This is a genomic window from Bacillus sp. GbtcB10, assembly GCF_019091365.1.
Taxonomy (GTDB): domain Bacteria; phylum Bacillota; class Bacilli; order Bacillales; family Bacillaceae; genus Bacillus; species Bacillus altitudinis.
In genome coordinates, this window is the sequence record NZ_JAGXJP010000140.1 from 1 (window position 1) to 272 (window position 272).

General features: G+C 42.3%; 1 protein-coding gene and 1 pseudogene. Both read left to right on the plus strand.

Features of this window, described 5'->3' with window-relative positions; genetic code table 11:
• A partial coding sequence (locus tag KVT11_RS21185) for a TcpD family membrane protein (protein WP_254636538.1) occupies positions 1-138 on the plus strand: 138 nt, incomplete at its 5' end.
• A gap of 27 nt (positions 139-165) precedes the next feature.
• Positions 166-272: pseudogene (locus KVT11_RS21190) on the plus strand (TcpE family conjugal transfer membrane protein); the annotation flags it as partial.

Sequence of the window (272 nt, forward strand, 5' to 3'; positions counted from 1 at the left end):
TTGATCGTAGCGGCAAAGCGCGCATGGGGAAAAGCGATTACGTTAATTGTTGGTGGCGGAATTGTTGTATTCTTCATTAACAAACCAGATGCATTAAAAACAATCGGAACGTGGTTAGGCGGATTGTTTGGCGTCTAAGTAAGGGATGGAAAGGGAGAGGGCTACATGAAAGAAAAAGAATCAAAATCTATCATTGTCTATTGTTTCGGAAGCTATATGAACTATATGCGAAGACAGTACGAAATTATGGGGTATCGTCTTCCGCGTGCGGT